Here is a 16,890-nt window from a genome sequence, read left to right as displayed (position 1 = left end):
GTGGGAGGGCTACGGCCCTCCCGCCCCTTCCCCTCGAGAGTCATGAGAAAGGCAGAGCCATGAATTTCCGGACATTTGCCGCATTTGTCGGCCCCTCTGTCTTTATGATGCTTCTCTTTATCGCGTTTCCTCTGGTCAGCGTGTTCAAGCAGAGTTTTTACGTGACACAGCCGATCTATGAGACGGTCGAAAAGGAAACCTGCACGCCAGGTTTCCTGACGCAGACCTGCGTGACCGAGATGGTTTCGCAGCCAAAGCTCGACGAACATGGCGAGGTCATTACCCAAACCCAATATGTCGGCTTGCAAAGCTATCGCAACGTATTGGAGCCTGAACGCGCATGGCGCGCCATAAGCGACGGCAGTTGGCATGTGCTGTCTACGATCAACTTCTGGAAAGCGCTTCGGTTCACGCTGACGTTCACATTGATCACTCTGCCACTGGTGGTCGGGTGCGGGCTTGGGATCGCAATACTGATCAACAACGCGGCGCGGTCCATCCGCGGGCCGGTGATCTTTGTGTCCTTGCTGCCCTTCATCATCACACCCGTAATCGGAGTGCTGTCGATCAACTGGCTGTTCCGGGGCGACGGCATCCTTACCGCAATGATGGAATGGTGGCTGAACCGGGACATCGCCCTTTTCGCCCAAGCCTGGACCATCGAAATACTGATGATGCTCTACCGCGTCTGGCACGTGGCACCCTTTGCCGCAATCGTCTTCTACGCTGGGCTGCAAACGGTCAATCAGGATAGTCTTGAAAGTGCCGTGATTGACGGTGCGACCCGTTGGCAGCGCCTGAAATACATCGTCATTCCACACCTGATGCCACTGATCATTTTCGTGTCGATGATCCACCTTATGGACAGCTACCGCGTGTTCGAAGAGATCGTCGGTTTTTCGAGCCAGGGCTACGTCATCTCGCTACAGTGGCTGACCTTCGACTACCTGACGCCGGATCAGGCCGGCAACCGGTCGATCAGCCGGGCGTCCGCCAACTCGATGCTGACCATGATCGGTGTCGTCATCCTGCTTATCCTGCCGCTGCGCCGTACATGGCGCGACCATAAAGGAGGTCACTGACATGTCCTCGCGTGCGCTTCGCCAGCCCTTAAGCCTGCGGTTGACCTCGAACATCTTCCTTGCACTCTGGTGCCTGATCGCGGCCTTTCCGATCTTCTGGATCGTGGTCATGAGCTTCAAGTCACCCGTCGATGCGTTCGACAGCAACGCGCTGAACGTGATCTTCGGGCCGGCCACGCTGAGCGTCGGAAAGGGCTTGTCGCTGCTGGATATCATTCTGGGCATCGCGGTTATCTGGGGCACGATCTTCGCTGCCACCAAAACACTGCCTTCGATGATAAAGTCCTACACCAAGCCCGGTCAGGAATGGTTTGGATGGCTGATCGGTGTTCTGGTATTGCTGGTGGGTTTCCTGCTGGTGTTCTTCGTGGTCCTGCCTGCAATCCTGAACGTGTTGAACCCGCTGTTTGGCCCACTGGGACGGGATGTGCTTGGTCTGACGACCGAGCATTACAAAACCGTCTGGATCGACCGGGGCTTTTCAAACAACTTCAAGAACTCGCTGATCGTAACGACGGGCGTGGTGACAGTGTCGCTGACCGTGGGCACATTGGCGGGCTACGGTCTAGCGCGGTCAGGATCAACGTTGGCCTTCTGGATCCTGATCGTCGCACTGGTGTTCCGGGCATTGCCCCATTCGGTTCTGGTGGCAGGCTATCTGCCGGTGTTCATCAACTCGGCCGAATGGCTCAGCCCGATCTTGGGGGAAAACGCACCAACCTTGTACGGCAAGCCTTTTGCGGTGATCGCTGTTCTGGTTGCGATCAATCAACCCTTCACGATCTGGATGCTGCGTTCGTTCTTCCAGAACATCCCGGCCGAGCTGGATGAGGCCGCCCGCGTGGATGGGTGCAGCCACTTTCAGGCCTTCCGCCGTGTCATCATGCCGGTGATGTGGCCAGGCGTGATCACTACGGGGCTGTTCAGCTTCTTGCTGGCGTACAACGATTTTCTAGTCACCGCGCTGCTGCTTGATGCGCAGAACCAGACCATGGTTCCCGCCATCGTCGGCATGTTCAATCGCGAGACGACGACAACCGATCAGGTCGTTGCGGTTGCCGCTGCCGTGTCGATCACCGCGCCTCTGATCTTCCTTGTGCTGATTTTCCAGCGCCAGATTGTCAGCGGACTGACAGCCGGGGCAGTGAAAGGCTGATGAGCAAGAACGCCCGACATAACGCCATGTCGCGCCACCCGGCGCTGAACAGGATGCCGAGGGACTTTCTGAGCATTGGGGCCGCACGTCCCAATCCCTCCCTTCGGCAACCTCAAAGGATAGAAAAATGAAAGGTTCCCGTCCCGAACAAGCGGTTCTGACCCGCGACACGGACATGAGCAAGACGGAAGACACGCGCCGCGTGATCGAAACGATGGTTGATGGTCTGAATGATCACCGCATTGATGACATCGGTGAATTCTTCGCCCAAGGTTTTCGCTGGATGGGCAATCAGGGCTGCGGCACCAAGACCGGCCTGCAGGAATTTCAGGATAACTGGCAGCGCCCGTTTCAAGCCGCGTTTTCGGATAAGGTCTGTGTTGACGAAGCGCGCCTTTACATGGGTGAATGGGCCGCCGCCTTCGGCCGCCAGGAAGCCACGCATTCCGGCGAATTTCTGGGCATTGCCCCCACAGGCAAGCGTGTCGAAATCAGGTACATGGACTTCTGGAAAGTGGTCGACGGCAAAATTGTCGACAACTGGGTGAATGTCGACTTTGCCCACGTTGCGGCGCAGCTGGGCGTGGACCTGTTCAACGGCGAAGGCTGGGAAGCATTTGACCGCGGCGAGAAGACTCCGCCACGGCCGGAAAACTGAGGATTGGAAAGATGGCAATCGAGTATCTTAAACGCGGCAAATCCGATGCGGATCGGGCGGAAGATGATGCCAAGACCCGCGCCGTGGTTGAAGCGACGCTGAAAGACATCGAAACCCGTGGGGATGCCGCGGTGCGCGAGTTGAGTGAGAAGTTCGACAACTACTCACCTGCCTCGTTCCGCCTGAGCCAGCAGGAAATTGATGACCTGATCGGGCAATTGTCCGATCGTGAGCTGGCCGATATCAAATTCGCGCAGGAACAGGTGCGCAACTTTGCGCAGGCGCAGCGGGATTCAATGCTGGACATCGAGGTCGAAACCCTGCCCGGTGTCATTCTGGGGCACAAGAACATCCCGGTGCAATCCGTGGGTTGCTATGTTCCGGGCGGCAAGTTCCCCATGGTCGCCTCGGCGCATATGTCGGTGGCGACCGCCTCGGTCGCCGGTGTTCCGCGCATCATAGCATGCACACCCCCGTTTCAGGGCAAACCCAATGCAGCGGTGATTGCCGCTATGCACCTGGGTGGCGCGCATGAGATCTATGTCATGGGCGGCATTCAGGCCATCGGGGCCATGGCATTGGGCACCGAAACAATCGATCCGGTTCACATGCTTGTTGGCCCCGGCAACGCCTTTGTCGCGGAAGCCAAACGTCAGTTGTTCGGTCGTGTCGGGATCGATCTTTTTGCAGGGCCGACCGAAACGATGGTCATTGCCGACGAGACCGCCGCAGATGCGGAGCTGTGCGCAACCGATCTGCTGGGGCAGGCCGAGCATGGATACAACAGCCCCTGCGTTCTGCTGACCAACTCACGCAATCTGGCCAATGACACCTTGGCCGAGGTCGACCGGCTGCTGGGCATCCTGCCAACCGCAGATACCGCAAAGGTGTCGTGGGACGAATATGGTGAGGTGATCGTTTGCGACACTTATGATGAGATGTTGCAGGTTGCCGATGACATCGCCTCGGAACATGTACAGGTGATGACCGACCGAGACGACTGGTTCCTTGAAAACATGACCTGCTATGGGGCGTTGTTCCTTGGGCCGCGCACCAATGTTTCGAACGGGGACAAGGTGATTGGCACCAACCACACGCTGCCCACCAAAAAAGCCGGGCGTTACACGGGTGGTCTTTGGGTTGGTAAATACCTGAAGACGCACAGCTATCAAAAAGTTCTGACCGATGAGGCCGCGACGCTGATCGGCGAGTATGGCTCGCGCCTGTGCATGCTTGAAGGGTTCGTTGGCCACGCGGAACAATGCAACGTTCGTGTGCGCCGATATGGCGGAATCAATGTTCCCTACGGTGCGCCCGCCCCTTACCGGGACGCTGCTGAATGAGTGACAAACACACACATCACAAGGCCCTGGTCGAACCGCTCAGGGCTGCGATGTACGATTTCGATGAGGCCGGCGTACGCCGGGCTTTGGCGGAGGTCACGTCACCGGATGCCGTGTTCCGTCTGTGTCATCCCTTTGGGGACAGCGTCGGCAGTGATGCGTTCTATGACACTGGCTACAAAGACTTACTGGCGGCCTGGCCCGATCTTGAACGACGGGATTACATCGTCATGGCCGGCCCGGATGAGTTCGGCGCAGATTGGGTCGGGTGTGGTGGGTATTACACCGGTGTTTTTACCGGCCCCTGGCTGGACATCCCGCCGACGGGTCATCAGGTCACGATGCGGTTTCATGAATTTTACCGCTTCGAAAACGGCAAGATCGTCGAGATGCAGGCCCTTTGGGACATCCCCGAAGTCATGATGCAGGCGAATGCCTGGCCGATGGCACCCAGCCTGGGCCGAGAATGGCACATCCCCGGCCCTGCCACTCAGGACGGGTTTGTCCCCGGCCCTTATGATGAAGCCAAGGGCAAACAGACCTGCCAGCATATCATCGACATGCTGGAGCATCTCAAGAAACACCCGTCCCAAGGCGGCCCCGAAGTGATGGAGATGGAACGGTTCTGGCACCCGCGCATGAACTGGTACGGCCCTTCGGGCATCGGCACCGGGCGCGGGTACGCGGGGTTCCGAAATTGGCATCAGATCCCATTTCTGAACGGTATGCCGGATCGCGGGCAGTTCGTGGACGACATCACCTATCACTTCTTCGGTGACGGGGAATATGCAGCTGTTACGGGCTGGCCCAACATGATCCAGACCGTCACAGACGATGGTTGGATGGGCATCGCTCCGTCAGGCAAGAAGATCACCATGCGCAGCCTCGATTTCTGGCGTTTGGAAAACGGCAGGATCCGGGAAAACTGGGTGCTGGTTGATTTGCTGGATGCCTACCGGCAGCTTGGCGTTGACGTCTTTGCCCGCCTGCGGGAATTCAACAAGGCCCGCAATTTGGGCCGTATTGAAATACCGGATGGAATGCGCTGATGACGGAATTGCCACGCACCCCTTCGTTTTCTCTGAACGGAAAAACAGCCCTCGTTACCGGAGCCTCGTCGGGTATCGGTCAGGGTTGTGCGGTGGCTTTGGCCGAGGCAGGCGCGCATGTTGTTTGTGCGGCCAGAGGGGCGGACCGGTTGAACGACACCGTCTCCGCCTTGCGAGATCACGGCTGGTCGGCCGAAGCGCTTGTGATGGATCAGGGTGATCTGGATGCCCTGAAAAAGCTTTTCGATCACCACACCTTCGATATCGTGGTGAATTCAGCGGGCGTGGCGCGCCACAGCCCGGCCATCGAAACCACGCCCGATGACTTTGATGTTGTCACCAACGTCAATTTGCGTTCGGCCTATTTCCTGTCGGCCTACGCCGCCCGCGCTTTGATCTTGGCAGGAAAGCCGGGATCGATCATCCACATCTCCAGCCAGATGGGGCATGTCGGTGGGGTCGACCGGGCGCTTTATTGTGCGACCAAACATGGGCTTGAGGGCATGGTCAAATCCATGGCCATCGAATGGGGCAAACAAGGCATTCGGATCAACACTGTCTGCCCGACTTTCATCAGAACCCCCCTGACCCAATCCACTTTCGACAATCCTGAACGCGCCGCGTGGATCATGGAAAAGATCAAGTTGGACCGGGTCGGAGAAGTCGAAGACATCATGGGCGCGGTGCGTTATCTCGCGTCAGACGCCTCTGCACTGGTCACCGGCACGTCAATGCTTATCGACGGGGGTTGGACGGCAGATTGATGGCGGAAAAAGTAACATCCCTTCAGGTCGCCCAACTGGCTGGTGTCAGCCAGTCCGCCGTCAGCCGCGTATTCACGCCCGGCGCGTCCGTCAGCAAAAAGACCGAAGAGAAGGTGCGCAAAGCCGCTGCTGAACTGGGCTATCGTCCAAACGTTCTGGCCCGCGCCATGGTGTCCGGGAAAAGCCGGATTATCGGTTTGGTGGTAGGCTACCTGGATAACTATTTTTATCCGGAAGCGCTCGAGAAGCTGTCCAACGCCCTTCAGGAGCAAGGCTATCACGTGCTGATCTTCATGGCCTCACGATCGGCCGGGAACATCGACGATGTGATGGAAGAGATTCTTGATTATCAGGTGGATGGCGTCATCCTGGCCTCGGTGCCCATGTCGTCGGATATCGCCATGCGCTGCCAACAGGCCGGGGTGCCAGTGGTGCTGTTCAACCGCAGCCAGGACATCGAGGGCATCACCACGGTCACGTCCGACAACTATGCCGGGGGCCGCAAAGTCGCGGAATTTCTGCTAGCCGGTGGGCACCAACGGATTGCCTATATCGCAGGTTGGCAAGGGGCCTCGACGCAGCGGGACCGCGAAGCCGGGTATCGCGCCGCACTGGCCGAGGCCGGGCAGGAACTGTTTGCCCACGAAGTAGGGGAGTTTCACACGGAAAACGCCCGTACAGCAGCCCGTCGGATGTTCGATGTCGCCCCTGAACGACGGCCGGATGCCGTATTTGTGGCCAATGATCACATGGCATTGGCGGCTATGGATGTGATCCGTTTTGAACTTGGCCTGCGCGTCCCCGAGGATGTCTCGGTCGTGGGCTATGACGACGTGCCGCCGGCCGGTTGGCCAGCTTACAATTTGACAACGATCCGGCAGCGGGCCAACCTTATGGTGGCCGAAACCGTTGCCGCCCTTTTCGAACATATCGACACCCCGGCGAAAGCCGAACCGCGCAAAGTGGCCATTGATGGACCACTGGTTGTGCGGACCTCGGCCCGATTGCCAAAGGGGTGGGCCCCACAAAGGACAGAGACATGAAAGGCTTCGATCCGAAATTCCGGGATTTTCCGGACTACATCATCGGCATCACCAAAGAGATCTGGGAAGATCGGGGGATCGCCACGCTGCATGAGTATTACAGCGATGACATCGTCGTCCGTTCGCCTGGTTCGGTTGTTTTGGGCAATCAGAATGTCATTGGGGCCACAATGGCAACGCTGGCCGAGTTTCCGGATCGGCAGCTGCTGGGCGAAGACGTGATTTGGTCCGGCACACCGGAAGAGGGCATGTTGAGCTCTCATCGGATCATTTCAACGGCCACGCATTTGGCCGAGGGTGTCTATGGCAAGCCCACCGGCACCAAGCTGCGTTACCGGATTCTTGCGGATTGTCACGCCATCGACAATCAGATCAACGATGAATGGCTGATCCGCGATCAGGGCGCGATTGTGCGCCAGATGGGCTGGGATCCCAAAGAATACGCCGCTGATCTGATTGCCCGGGAAGGCGGCAAAGAGAACTGCGTTAAACCTCTGACGCCCAAAATCGATCAGCCTGGACCATACAAAGGCCATGGGAATGACAATGAATGGGGGCAGCGCTACGCCGATATTCTGACGCGGATCATGAACGCAGATATGGGCGTGATCGGTTCAGAATATGACCGCGCTGTTCAGTCAGAATATGTGGGTGGCGTAACAGGGCATGGCTGGCAGGCCATCGATCGCTTCTGGATGGGTCTGCGGGCGAGTTTTCCGAATGCAGAATTCAAGATCGAGCATCAGATCGGGCGAGATGACCCCGATATGCCTCCGCGCGCGGCAATTCGCTGGAGCCTTTGGGGCAAGCATGACGGCTGGGGCGTGTTTGGCGCGCCGACTGGTGCGCAGGTTTATGTCCTCGGGATCAGCCACGCTGAATTCGGCGCGCTTATTACAGGGCAGCCGCAGTTGCGCCGTGAATACACCCTGTTCGATGAAACCTCGGTCTGGAAGCAGATCCTGTTGCAGAACGGCGAGGTCTGAGTGGGCCGCCCGGTCTCATATCGCATCCTGTCGGGCGGTCTGTCCGAGCCCCGGACCGTTCGGCTTTTCCATATGTACCGTCAAAGCCTGAGGGCGCGGCGACTGAACCTGCGCCCGCCCGGAAAGTAAGGGCCTGTCCTGCTTGGGCACACGAGCTTTCTTTCCAAAAACGTTCAATCGGATCGTACGTCATGACAAAATCATCCATCCCTTCCCGCATAGTCCGCTATGGCGAGCTTCAACCTTGTAAAACCGCTTTTATCGATGCCCATACTCCCGGCAGCGACCAGAAAGAGAACTTCACGATAATCGGCGGCGGCGTCTCGGAATCTCCGGACCAGCATGTCCACATCACGGACAAGATCGGATTCAACATCGGAGCGGCCGGGCAGCCGCCGAAATGCCGCAACTCACTGCACAGCCACACCACCGCCGAGGTCTTTTTCGTTGCCAAGGGTCGTTGGCGGTTTTTCTGGGGCCGCTATGGTACGGCCGGGGAATTCATCGCCGAGGAAGGAGACATCTTCAACATTCCAACGGGTATTTTCCGGGGCTTTGAGAATGTCGGCCAGGATTACGGAATGATCATGTCGATCCTGGGCGGAGACGATGCGGGTGGCGGCGTCACCTGGGCGCCTCAGGTGATCGAAGATGCGCAGGCACATGGTCTGATGCTGGGCGACAATGGCGTTCTGTACGACTCCAAACTGGGCCAGGAACTGCCCCACAATGTCCGCCCGATGCCTTTGCTGACCGAAGAACAGCTGAAAAGCTATCCCGAAGTTCCTGTCGAAGATGTGGTCGGCAAATACGTTGCGCGGTATTGGGATCTAATGGCGTTGTCGGCCAAAAAGCCCGCAAAGGTGATTGGCGAAAACGCGTTGATCAAGGACAAACCCGGATTCGAGGTCGATTTTCTGGGGCGCGGATCCGCAGTGACCCAACCGATCGCTGCCGAGAAACCAGTGGTTCTGATGCCGGCCAGCGGTCACTGGCGTGTTTCGATCGACGGGTACGAAACCTCGATCTCGGTGGGCGACACGGCCTTGGTTCTTCCCGGCGAAACCTATGGTATTCAGCCATCTATGACCGGACAGGCGGGCCTGTACCGCATCACCGCAACCGATGACCCGGCAGGAGCGACCTGGACAGGATGAACGCGGACCCGAATGACACCCACGCCGTTTATGAACGGCAGGCGACCGAATATGACAGGCGCCGTTCCAAGGCCCTGTTCGAAGCGCGCTGGTTGGCGCGCTTCACGGCCAGCCTGAAGCCGGGTGACCGCGTATTGGACCTGGGCTGTGGTTCGGGCGACCCGATTGCCCGTTGGTTCATGGCCGAAGGGTTTGACGTCACGGGTATCGATTTTTCCGACGCCATGCTTGCCATTGCCCGCGACCGTTGGCCCGATGGCGACTGGCGCAACGCGGATATGCGGAGTTTTGAACTGGATCAACAGTTCGACGGCATCATTGCCTGGAACAGCTTTTTCCACCTTACGGCGGACGAGCAGAAAGACTGTATCGCCCGGATGGCGCGCCATTTGCGACCCAAGGGAATGCTCATGCTGACCGTCGGACCTCGTGCCGGAGAGGTCAGCGGCACAGTGGGATCAGAGCTTGTCTACCACGCCTCGCTGTCCCCGGCCGGTTACGCCGGGTGTCTTGAGAAAAACGGGCTGCAAATGACCGGATACCTGGCCGAAGATCCAGAGGCCCAAAGCCACACGATCCTGATGGCACGAAAAATTTAAGGAGGTCCCCATGACCGTAAAAACAACACATGTTGGCTCTCTGCCCCGAACGCAGGACGTCGTGGATTTTATTTTTGCCCGCGAAAACGGCGAACCTTATGACACAGGCGCCTTTGATACCTGCATGGCCAACGCCGTGGCCGAAACGGTGCGCAAACAGGTCGAAGCCGGTGTTGATATCGTCAGCGACGGCGAAACTTCGAAAATCTCCTATGCGACCTATGTCAAAGATCGCTACACCGGGTTTTCGGGCGACAGCCCTCGCAATGCACCGGCAGACTTGAAGATGTTCCCCGGCTTTCTGCAAAGACTGGCCGATGACGGCGGTACGCCACAATACGCAAGGCCGATGTGCACGGGTGAGGTGCGATCAAAAGGGCATGGTGAGTTACAAAAGGACATCGCCAACCTCAAAGCGGCCATGGCTCAACACGGGGCCGAGCGCGGTTTCATGAATGCCGCGTCTCCCGGAGTGATCTCGTTGTTTTTGCAGAATGATTTCTACCCTACGCGAGAGGCCTATCTGGCAGCGTTGGCCGACGCGATGAAGGACGAATACGAAACCATCGTCGCCGCCGGGTTGGACCTGCAACTGGATTGCCCCGATCTTGCCCTGTCGCGCCACATGCTGTTCACCGACCTGTCGGATGAGGCGTTCATCAAGATTGCCGACATGCATGTCGAGGCCCTGAACCATGCGCTTCAGAACGTCCCGCAGGATCGGGTACGGGTACATATTTGCTGGGGCAACTACGAAGGCCCGCATTGCTGTGACATCGCCATGGACAAGGTCTTCAGCACCCTGATGGCAACCAAGTCGCGCTATGTCCTGTTCGAAACGTCCAATCCGCGGCATGCCCATGAATGGACTGTCTTCCGGGACCGCAAGGCCGAGATTCCCGATGACAAGGTTCTGGTGCCCGGCGTGGTCGACACCACGACCAATTTCGTCGAACATCCCGAACTTGTGGCCCAACGGATTGACCGGTTCACGGAAATCGTGGGACCGGACCGGGTGATCGCGGGCAGCGATTGCGGCTTTGGCACTTTTGCGGGTTTCGGCGCCGTCGATCCCCAGATCGCCTATGCCAAGCTGGCGGCGTTGTCCGAAGGGGCAAAGCTGGCTTCGGCATGAAACCTCTGATCTTGTTGCCGGGCATGATGTGTGATGCCCGGCTTTTTGGCCCCCAGATCAATGCTCTGTCGGGCAGAATGCCCGTGATGACCTTTCCGTTGTCTCATCACGACAGCATAGAGGCCATGGCCCAGGATATCCTTGGAAATGCGCCGCCGGTCTTCGCGCTGGCCGGGCTGTCCATGGGGGGTATCGTGGCCATGGAGGTAACGCGCCAAGCCCCCGAACGTGTTTCGCGTCTGGCCTTGCTTGACACCAATCCAATGGCAGAAAAGCCAGAGGTAAAAGCGCGTCGCACGCCGCAGATATCCGCCGTTCGCAACGGTCAGATGAGGACCGTGATGCGTGACGAGATGAAGCCCGGTTATCTGGCTGACGGACCGAACCGGGGGGCGATTCTGGATCTGTGCATGGCAATGGCCACCGACCTGGGCCCTGACGTTTTCATACGTCAGTCCAAGGCGCTTATGAACCGACCGGACCAAAGCGAGACGCTGACGGCTTATACCGGAAAGGCTCTGGTCTTGTGCGGACGTGAAGACCGGCTTTGCCCAGTTGAACGCCACCGACTTATGCATGATCTGCTGCCACGAAGCGCGCTTGAGATCATCGGCGACGCGGGCCATCTCCCGACATTGGAACAACCTGAAAAAACAACAGCGGCGCTGTCCCGCTGGCTGGAGGACACATGACACCGTCCCTTTTGTCTTTGCTTCGCAAAGTCGATACGCCAACTGTCTGCAATGCCATCGAGGTGGCACAGGGCAGGCGCGGGTTCGACAGGTTCACGCGTGGCACCATGCTCAGCTCGGCCCCCGAAGGGCCTGCCATCGTCGGCTATGCGCGCACCGCCAAAATTGCTGCGGTCAATCCCCCGACCGAACCGCCCGAAGTCATCAAAGCCCGACGTATGGCCTATTACAAGTACATGGCCGAGGCACCCGGCCCTTCAATCGCCGTGATCAAGGATCTGGATTATCCCGATTGCATCGGCGCTTATTGGGGTGAGATCAATACGACGGTTCACAAGGGTTTCGGCATGTCTGGCGCTCTGACCAATGGTGTCATGCGGGATCTCGGGGATTTGCCCCAAGGGTTCCCGGTTGTCGCTGGTTCCATCGGACCGAGCCATGGTTTCGTCCACGTCCGCGAGATTGACACTCAGGTTTCGATTTTTGGTCTGACAGTTGACCCCGGTGATCTTGTTCACGCCGATCGTCATGGCGCATTGGTCATACCGAATGATGTCGTTGATCAATTGGAAGCTGCAATCCATAAGCTTTTGGCGACAGAACGTATTGTTCTGGACGCAGCCCGCGAGCCCGCGTTTGATTTCGAAGCATTCGAAACCGCCTGGGCCGCCTTTGAAAAAGCACGGGTCTGATCACAAGGGTCGGAGACAATGAAAGCCGGCTGGGTGAAATGCACTTACAAGCCCCTTGCTCGTCCACCCAGAGCAGGACGGCCTCTGCCAACGCAATGCCCGTGACAAAGGGTTACCCAAATCTGTCTGTCCGGTGGCGGCGTCGCGCCGCTGCCGGTGAAGCCCGAACGCAAACCGGACCGTTTCAGACAGCAGTCCATTACACCGGAGCGTAAGGGGGTTCAGATCCGTTCAGCCCCGCGTACAATCCGCGTTTCCAGACAGTTTCCCGAAAGAACAATCAAACCTTGTGAGAAGCGGCGCCCTGCGCATCCCTTCGCTGTTCTCCGATCACGTTCAGCATGGCATCTACATCTGCACGTACGGTTTGTGTTGCTGCTTCGCGCACCGGGCCAAAACCGCGGATATCCAGCGGCGCTGACAGGATCTTCAGGCAGGTTTCCGCCTCCAGCTCGGGGCTGACTTCTTCGATGCGATCCAAGACAGCCAAAAACCAGGCCAGGGTTTCGTTTTCAAGCTTGCGGTCCCTTGATAACCGGAATGGATCAAGCCAGCCGCCGCGAAGCCTGCGTGCACGCGAAAGAAGCCTCAGAACGGGGGTCATCCAACCACCATAGCTTCGCTTACGCGGTCGCCCGCGTGCATCCTTGCGACCGCTCAGAACCGGTGGCGCGAGGTGGTATTTGATCCGAAAATCCCCTTCGAACTCGGACCGCAATTGTTTCTCGAATTGTTGCGATGTCAGCAACCGAGCAACCTCGTATTCGTCTTTGATTGCCATGAGGCGAAACAGGGATTTTGCCGCAAGCGAAAGCGCTTCCTCGCGTATCTGGTCAGGCAGTGCTGCTGACAGACGGGTCAGGCGATCCCGGTACTGTTGCGCATAAGCGTCATCGTGATAGGTCGCCAAATCATCGGACCGGTAATCGATTATCTGCTGCGATGTTTCTTGCGAAAAGCTCTTCTCCTTCGCATTCAGCATCTGCGGGTTTGCAGCGATCACCCGCCCCAGATCAAAGGCCATGATGTTGGCCTCGATCGCGGTTCCATTGAGCTTGATCGCCTGTTTGATTGCAACCTCACTGATCGGAATGTTCCCCAGCTGCCACGCGACACCAAACAGCAAGGTATTGGCAAAGACCGAATCCCCCAGCAAATCCACGGCCAACTGGTTTGCATCCAACGCGAAGACATTTTCTTCGCCGACGGTCCGGCGTATCAGCGCTTCTCTTTCGTCGACCTTGAGTTGGGCATCGCGGTGCAGAACAAGGTCGCCTGTTGGCATTTCCGCACGGTTCAGTACGACTTTTGTGCCCTTGCGGTAGTGAACCGAGGCTTTGGGCGCCGAAGACACGACCACGTCACACCCGATGACGGCGTCGGCGCTTTTGGCCTCAATTCGGACCTGATTGATTTCTTCGGGCGTGCGGGCAATGCGAACATAGCCGACAACCGTACCGAATTTCTGGGCGAACCCGGTGAAATCCAGCACGCTGGCGCCTTTGCCTTCCAAATGCGCCGCCATCGTCAGAACGGCGCCCACCGTTACGACACCGGTGCCGCCGACCCCACCGACCAAAAGATCGTACGGCGCGTGCAGGTCAGGAAGCTGCGGGTCGGGAACCTTGGCAAGAAGCGACGGGATATCCAGTTTCTGCCTGGGTTCCTTTCGCCGCACCGCCCCTTCCACAGTAATGAAACTGGGGCAAAACCCGTTCAGGCAGGAAAAGTCCTTGTTGCAAGAGTTCAGGTTGACCTTTCGCTTGCGGCCCAATGGGGTTTCCAAGGGTTCGATACTCAGACAGTTGCTTTCGACCGAGCAATCGCCGCAGCCTTCGCACACTGCTGGGTTGATGAAAGCAAACCGCTTGGGGTCTTCTGTTTTGCCACGCTTGCGGCGACGGCGTTTCTCGGTGGCGCAGGTCTGCTCGTAGATCAAAACCGTCACACCTTGGATGTCACGCAGCTCACGCTGCACGGCATCCATCTCTTCCCGGGGGTGAAAGCTCGTTCGTGCCGGAAAATCGCTGGAATCGAACTTCGTTATATCGTCTGAAACCAACGCGATCCGGTCGACACCTTCCGCGCGGCAGGTCTGGGCGATCCCGGAAACGCTGATAGGGCCATCAACAGGCTGCCCCCCCGTCATTGCCACCGCGTCATTGTACAGGATCTTGTAGGTGATGTTCGTACCCGCTGCCACGGCCTGGCGAATGGCAAGCGACCCGGAATGATACCAGGTGCCCTCGCCAAGGTTTTGAAAGATATGTTTGTTGCCATTGAATTTCGAGGCAACAACATGCGGCACACCTTCGCCACCCATCTGCGCATAACCGACCGTGTTGCGGTTCATCCAACTTGCCATCACGTGACAGCCGATGCCTGACGCAGCCGTGCTTCCATCCGGGATTTTGGTGGATGTGTTGTGGGGACAACCCGAGCAAAAATACGGAGCCCTGACCGCACCCGGAACATTCAGAACGGATGGCGGTTCGTCCGTCAGCGCCTTCGCCTTTTCCAGAAATCCCTCTTCCGGGAAAAAACGGTCGAGTCGCTCTGCAACGACCGGAATCAGGTTCAACGGACTCAACTCTCCGGTCCAGGGAATCAACGGATCGCCCGCTGCGCGGTGTTTTCCGACCATCTTTTCGGGTTTGTCCCCCGGCCAGTCATAGAAATATTCCTTGAACTGGCTTTCGATGATCCCGCGTTTTTCCTCGACGACCAGCACCTCTTTTTTGCCACGGACGAAAGACAACGCATCGCGCCGCGCCAAAGGCCAAACCATCCCCACCTTGTAGATGTCGATGCCCAAACGGCGGCATCCGCTTTCGTCGAGCCCCAGAAGACGCAGCACTTCCATCAGGTCCAGATGGCTTTTGCCCGTTGTGACAATCCCGAATGGGGCATCCTTGATGTCATAGATGCGCCGGTCGATCGGGTTCGCCTCGACAAAAGCCTCGACTGCCCGCAACTTGTGTTCGATCCGCGTCTCGATGGCCGGGCTTGGCAAATCGGCGCTGCGCACGTGCAAGCCGCCCGGCGGCAGATCTATTTCCGGCAAGGTAAATTTACGGTCCGGCTTCAACCGCACGGATTGCCCGCTTTCCACGGTTTCCGAAATCGCCTTGAACCCGACCCAGGTGCCCGAGTATCGGCTCAGCGCGATCCCGTATTCACCGAACTCCAGGTATTCAGCCACGTTGGCAGGGTTCAGCGTTGGCATGAACCAGGTCATGAAGGCGACGTCGGACTGATGCGGCATTGAAGAAGACACGCAGCCATGATCGTCACCCGCGACAACCAGAACCCCGCCCTTCGGCGACGAGCCATAGGCATTGCCATGGCGCAACGCGTCCCCTGAACGGTCAACTCCGGGGCCCTTCCCGTACCACATCGAAAACACGCCCTCGACTTCACAATCGGGATCAAGCGAGGCCTGCTGGGCACCAAGAACCGCTGTGGCGCCGAGGTCTTCGTTTACGGCCGGCATGAATGTGATCCTGGCCGCCTCGGTTTCCTCTTTCGCTCGCCACAGCTCCAGATCCAAACCACCAAGAGGAGACCCCCGATATCCGGAGATGAACCCGGCCGTGTTGTTTCCCGCTGCTGCGTCCCTGCGGGCCTGGTCCAACATGATGCGCACCAGAGCTTGCGTTCCCGTCAGGAAAACACGACCCTCTGAGGCTTTGTATCGGTCCGACAGGGCGTAAGTATCGAATTTCAGGGACTGGTCAGTCATGGATGCCTCGCCTTTTCTGGGTATTTTACCGGACTCCTTTGAGGAATCTGTTCTAGCTTCCCGCCATTTCCGGGTATTTTTGAAAAATCCTCTCTTATTTTGTCACGTTATGGGGTATTTTTCTCGGATGCTTCTCGACTCACGTGACTGCCAACTTCTCGCGCTGCTTCAAAAGGATTGCCGCATCTCAAATGCTGACCTTGCAGAACGGGTGGGCATGTCATCCTCTGCTTGCTGGCGTCGAATCCGCGTGTTTGAAGAGGCCGGCCTGATTTCGCAGTACCGTGCCGAATTGTCGCCTGAACGCGCCGGGCTTTCGTTTCAGGCCCTGGTGCATGTTCATCTGACCCGGCACAATCCGGAACATCTTGAACGCTTCATTGCAGCGATCGAAAAGCGCCCGGAAGTCATGGAATGCTACGCAACGACCGGGCAGGCAGATTACCACATGCGGGTGATCTGCAAGGATATCGGGGCTTACAACGTTTTTCTTGAAGAATTCCTGTTTCGCCTGCCGGCGGTGGAAAGCGCGCAAACAAATGTCGTTCTGCGCGAAATCAAACGCAGCAACGCCCTGCCCATTCCTTCCTGTTGAGATCGGTTCCCCGGGTGGGACTTGCCGTCTGGTGTGGGCTTTGTTGCAAAGCTTTGAACGCACCAAGCGAAAGATTCACTCGAACATGTTCCGAAGCTACGATTTGGCCCGCCAAACTCCACGGAATTGATGTTCATAGAATTTTTCACGGATCAGGTCTGGGAACGCCCACAAAAACCGTTGCGCAATTCAGCTTC

The 16,890-nt window shown here is 57.8% G+C and carries 15 protein-coding genes; 14 read left to right on the top strand and 1 reads right to left on the bottom strand.

What is annotated here, in order from left to right; genetic code table 11:
- Nucleotides 1-59 precede the first annotated feature (59 nt).
- The 13 genes from GS620_RS07550 (at nt 60) to GS620_RS07490 (ending at nt 12,356) form a co-directional block, all read left to right on the top strand.
- Nucleotides 60-1,082 carry a carbohydrate ABC transporter permease gene (locus tag GS620_RS07550; protein WP_152460108.1) on the top strand — a complete coding sequence of 341 codons (1,023 nt, stop codon included), beginning with the start codon at nt 60-62 and terminating at the stop codon, nt 1,080-1,082.
- A gap of 1 nt (nt 1,083) precedes the next feature.
- Nucleotides 1,084-2,238 carry a carbohydrate ABC transporter permease gene (locus tag GS620_RS07545; RefSeq protein WP_171205943.1) on the top strand — a complete coding sequence of 385 codons (1,155 nt, stop codon included), beginning with the start codon at nt 1,084-1,086 and terminating at the stop codon, nt 2,236-2,238.
- A gap of 127 nt (nt 2,239-2,365) precedes the next feature.
- Nucleotides 2,366-2,896 (top strand): ester cyclase, encoded by a 531-nt coding sequence (locus GS620_RS07540; RefSeq protein ID WP_171118397.1) that lies wholly within the window; start codon nt 2,366-2,368, stop codon nt 2,894-2,896.
- A gap of 11 nt (nt 2,897-2,907) precedes the next feature.
- Entirely contained in the window at nt 2,908-4,239 is a 1,332-nt protein-coding gene (gene hisD / locus GS620_RS07535) for a histidinol dehydrogenase (protein ID WP_171170235.1), read from the top strand.
- Nucleotides 4,236-5,288, top strand: a complete 1,053-nt coding sequence (locus GS620_RS07530; RefSeq protein WP_171170232.1) for an ester cyclase — start codon at nt 4,236-4,238, stop codon at nt 5,286-5,288. The genes hisD and GS620_RS07530 overlap by 4 nt, the downstream gene beginning before the upstream one ends.
- Nucleotides 5,288-6,052 (top strand): SDR family NAD(P)-dependent oxidoreductase, encoded by a 765-nt coding sequence (locus GS620_RS07525; protein WP_171614967.1) that lies wholly within the window; start codon nt 5,288-5,290, stop codon nt 6,050-6,052. Before GS620_RS07530 ends, GS620_RS07525 begins: the two co-directional genes overlap by 1 nt.
- On the top strand, nt 6,052-7,095 hold the full coding sequence (locus GS620_RS07520; RefSeq protein ID WP_216597841.1) for a LacI family DNA-binding transcriptional regulator: 1,044 nt from the start codon (nt 6,052-6,054) through the stop codon (nt 7,093-7,095). Before GS620_RS07525 ends, GS620_RS07520 begins: the two co-directional genes overlap by 1 nt.
- On the top strand, nt 7,092-8,081 hold the full coding sequence (locus GS620_RS07515) for an ester cyclase (protein WP_171205939.1): 990 nt from the start codon (nt 7,092-7,094) through the stop codon (nt 8,079-8,081). Before GS620_RS07520 ends, GS620_RS07515 begins: the two co-directional genes overlap by 4 nt.
- A 191-nt stretch (nt 8,082-8,272) precedes the next feature.
- Nucleotides 8,273-9,238 carry a cupin gene (locus tag GS620_RS07510; RefSeq protein WP_171205938.1) on the top strand — a complete coding sequence of 322 codons (966 nt, stop codon included), beginning with the start codon at nt 8,273-8,275 and terminating at the stop codon, nt 9,236-9,238.
- The gene (locus GS620_RS07505) at nt 9,235-9,837 is read left to right on the top strand and encodes a trans-aconitate 2-methyltransferase (protein ID WP_171118386.1); all 603 of its coding nucleotides are present in this window, start codon (nt 9,235-9,237) and stop codon (nt 9,835-9,837) included. The genes GS620_RS07510 and GS620_RS07505 overlap by 4 nt, the downstream gene beginning before the upstream one ends.
- Nucleotides 9,838-9,847: 10 nt before the next feature.
- Nucleotides 9,848-10,972 carry a cobalamin-independent methionine synthase II family protein gene (locus tag GS620_RS07500; RefSeq protein ID WP_171614965.1) on the top strand — a complete coding sequence of 375 codons (1,125 nt, stop codon included), beginning with the start codon at nt 9,848-9,850 and terminating at the stop codon, nt 10,970-10,972.
- Nucleotides 10,969-11,664: an alpha/beta fold hydrolase gene (locus tag GS620_RS07495; protein ID WP_171205936.1), complete on the top strand. Its 696-nt coding sequence runs from the start codon at nt 10,969-10,971 to the stop codon at nt 11,662-11,664. The genes GS620_RS07500 and GS620_RS07495 overlap by 4 nt, the downstream gene beginning before the upstream one ends.
- Complete coding sequence (locus tag GS620_RS07490) at nt 11,661-12,356, top strand: RraA family protein (protein WP_171614963.1); 696 nt, start codon at nt 11,661-11,663, stop codon at nt 12,354-12,356. The genes GS620_RS07495 and GS620_RS07490 overlap by 4 nt, the downstream gene beginning before the upstream one ends.
- 280 nt (nt 12,357-12,636) lie before the next feature.
- Here the strand turns inward: GS620_RS07490 and GS620_RS07485 are convergent, their stop codons facing one another.
- On the bottom strand, nt 12,637-16,098 hold the full coding sequence (locus GS620_RS07485; RefSeq protein WP_171614961.1) for an indolepyruvate ferredoxin oxidoreductase family protein: 3,462 nt from the start codon (nt 16,096-16,098) through the stop codon (nt 12,637-12,639).
- 127 nt (nt 16,099-16,225) lie between these two features.
- On the opposite strand from GS620_RS07485, the gene GS620_RS07480 reads away from it, so the two are divergent.
- Nucleotides 16,226-16,693 (top strand): Lrp/AsnC family transcriptional regulator, encoded by a 468-nt coding sequence (locus GS620_RS07480; RefSeq protein WP_171205982.1) that lies wholly within the window; start codon nt 16,226-16,228, stop codon nt 16,691-16,693.
- Nucleotides 16,694-16,890: the final 197 nt, after the last annotated feature.

Source organism: Ruegeria sp. HKCCD6428 (genome assembly GCF_013110595.1).
Taxonomy (GTDB): Bacteria; Pseudomonadota; Alphaproteobacteria; order Rhodobacterales; family Rhodobacteraceae; genus Ruegeria.
Note: the sequence above shows the minus strand (reverse complement) of the source record. Positions and strands in the feature narration are given on the sequence as shown.

Bases quoted from the DNA above. Each gene is read 5' to 3' on its own strand.
- GS620_RS07520 (WP_216597841.1), top strand. From the start codon at position 6,052: ATGGCGGAAAAAGTAACATCCCTTCAGGTCGCCCAACTGGCTGGTGTC.
- GS620_RS07500 (WP_171614965.1), top strand. From the start codon at position 9,848: ATGACCGTAAAAACAACACATGTTGGCTCTCTGCCCCGAACGCAGGAC.
- hisD (WP_171170235.1), top strand. From the start codon at position 2,908: ATGGCAATCGAGTATCTTAAACGCGGCAAATCCGATGCGGATCGGGCG.
- GS620_RS07540 (WP_171118397.1), top strand. From the start codon at position 2,366: ATGAAAGGTTCCCGTCCCGAACAAGCGGTTCTGACCCGCGACACGGAC.
- GS620_RS07485 (WP_171614961.1), bottom strand. From the start codon at position 16,098: ATGACTGACCAGTCCCTGAAATTCGATACTTACGCCCTGTCGGACCGA.
- GS620_RS07545 (WP_171205943.1), top strand. From the start codon at position 1,084: ATGTCCTCGCGTGCGCTTCGCCAGCCCTTAAGCCTGCGGTTGACCTCG.
- GS620_RS07515 (WP_171205939.1), top strand. From the start codon at position 7,092: ATGAAAGGCTTCGATCCGAAATTCCGGGATTTTCCGGACTACATCATC.
- GS620_RS07550 (WP_152460108.1), top strand. From the start codon at position 60: ATGAATTTCCGGACATTTGCCGCATTTGTCGGCCCCTCTGTCTTTATG.
- GS620_RS07530 (WP_171170232.1), top strand. From the start codon at position 4,236: ATGAGTGACAAACACACACATCACAAGGCCCTGGTCGAACCGCTCAGG.
- GS620_RS07495 (WP_171205936.1), top strand. From the start codon at position 10,969: ATGAAACCTCTGATCTTGTTGCCGGGCATGATGTGTGATGCCCGGCTT.
- GS620_RS07525 (WP_171614967.1), top strand. From the start codon at position 5,288: ATGACGGAATTGCCACGCACCCCTTCGTTTTCTCTGAACGGAAAAACA.
- GS620_RS07480 (WP_171205982.1), top strand. From the start codon at position 16,226: ATGCTTCTCGACTCACGTGACTGCCAACTTCTCGCGCTGCTTCAAAAG.
- GS620_RS07505 (WP_171118386.1), top strand. From the start codon at position 9,235: ATGAACGCGGACCCGAATGACACCCACGCCGTTTATGAACGGCAGGCG.
- GS620_RS07490 (WP_171614963.1), top strand. From the start codon at position 11,661: ATGACACCGTCCCTTTTGTCTTTGCTTCGCAAAGTCGATACGCCAACT.
- GS620_RS07510 (WP_171205938.1), top strand. From the start codon at position 8,273: ATGACAAAATCATCCATCCCTTCCCGCATAGTCCGCTATGGCGAGCTT.